Genomic DNA, 1,990 nt, shown 5'->3' with positions numbered 1-1,990 from the left:
CATCACAGCTCATCAAGACAGAATAAAAGTTATCAGGGTCGCCATTATCTCCAGTCCAGCCCATTAATACAGCATCATGTTCACCATCACGAATACGAGATAGATATTCTCCCCATTCATAACTCACAATTTTAGCTGTTACGCCAATTTTAGCCCAATCCGCTTGAATCATTTCGGCCATACGGCGTGCATTTGGGTTATATGGGCGTTGTACTGGCATTGCCCATAAATTGATAGTAAACCCGTTCTCTAATCCCGCTGATTTTAATAACTCTTTTGCTTGCGCTGGATCATAAGGATAATCTTTCACTTCATCGTTATAACTCCACATTGATGGAGGAATAAAGTTTTTAGCTGGTTCAGCTGCACCTTGAAAAACAGCTTTTATAATCGCATCTTTGTTCACGGCCATATTTAATGCTTGGCGGACTTGCAAATTATTAAGTGGCGGCTTATCCATATTGTAGGCTAAATAGCCAATGTTAACGCCAGCCATTTCTTTAACAACAATATTTTTGTCTGATTTCATTCGTTCAACATCGGCTACATTTGGGTATGGCATAGCATGACACTCGCCTTTCTGTAACTTAGCATAACGAATTGCGGCATCAGGTGTAATAGAAAACACTAAGCGATCAAGTTTGGCTTTTGGACCAAAATAATCGGGATTTGCTTTATAAAGAATTCTGGAGTCTTTTTGGTATTGTACAAAAGTAAATGGGCCCGTACCAACAGGAACTAAGTCTAATTTTTCTGGTGTGTTTTTCTTAAGCATAGCATCAGCATATTCAGCTGATAAAATTGATGCAAATGACATTGCTAAATCTGCTAAAAAAGGGGCTTCTGGATGGTTTAATTCAAATACAACAGTATGGTCATCAATCTTTTTAATTTCTTTGATTAAATCTGGGAATCCCATACTTTCAAAGTATTCATATTGTCCACCAGAAACTTTGTTATAAGGATGATTTTTATCTTTTTGTCGCATAAATGTAAAAATAACATCATCAGCATTTAGGTTTCGTGTTGGTTTGAATTCTTTATTGCTATGCCACTTAACATCATCGCGTAAATGAAAAGTATAGGTTAAACCATCTTGGCTGATATCCCAAGATTTGGCTAAAGAAGGTTCAATTTCGGTAGTACCTAATTTAAATTCTACCAAACGATTATAAACAGGAACTGCACTTGCATCCATTGATACACCACTTGTTGCTAATTGTGGATTAAATGTTTCAGGCGAAGCCTCTGAACAATAAACCAATGTTTCAGCAGCATGAAGTTGTGCACTGGCAAGCATTGTTATTAGTCCTGCACTCAATAAGAATTTACGTTTATATTTCCTTAGATTACTCATAAAACCACTCCAATTATTTAACTGTAAACCGATTTTGTAACATTTAAACAAAGGCAAGAATGTCGTATTTTTAATATTTTTTAAATATAGATTTAGTAAAACGTTCTAATTTTAAATTTTATATTAATTAACTTTTATTTTGTTTAAATTCATATTTTTTATTTCTTGCACATATACAGTGCAAAGCGTACCATAATTAAAATTGTGATATAGCATAAAAGTTACAATAAAATTCCATTTTAGATTAAAAATAACTTTTAACAACAATATAACGACAGTTAAGTACTATGTAATAGATAAAATAAGCAAAAATAGTGCCATTTTTAATTTACAAATTTATATTAAAAAAGAACAGGTATATTTTATTTTCGTAGTTCTTAGGGGCTGTTGATCTTTGCTGTACATAAATTACTCAACAATACATTGGCAGCCACATTAACATAAATGCCAGTGATACCATACTGGCATAATTCCTTTCTAACTTATCGTATCTAGTTGATATTGAACGATATTGCTTGATTCTAGCAAAGGCATTCTCGACTAAATGACGATAGCGATAAAGGCACCTATCCATACTGCTTTTATCTATATCCTTACCATAATTACGTTTAGCAATCACCGTTCGTCCGCCTT

Annotated in this window: 2 protein-coding genes; both read right to left on the bottom strand. The window is 33.8% G+C overall.

Features of this window, described 5'->3' with window-relative positions; translation table 11 throughout:
* The coding region (locus tag A9G38_RS09175; protein ID WP_442902865.1) for an ABC transporter substrate-binding protein at positions 1-1,300 on the bottom strand (1,300 nt) is incomplete at its 3' end.
* A gap of 469 nt (positions 1,301-1,769) precedes the next feature.
* Positions 1,770-1,990 (bottom strand): transposase (locus A9G38_RS09170; RefSeq protein WP_141671736.1); only part of this gene is annotated, 221 nt, incomplete at its 5' end.

The sequence above is a fragment of the Gilliamella sp. Imp1-1 genome (assembly GCF_001690415.1).
GTDB lineage: Bacteria > Pseudomonadota > Gammaproteobacteria > Enterobacterales > Orbaceae > Gilliamella > Gilliamella bombi.
This window is presented reverse-complemented; position numbering and strand designations above follow the sequence as displayed.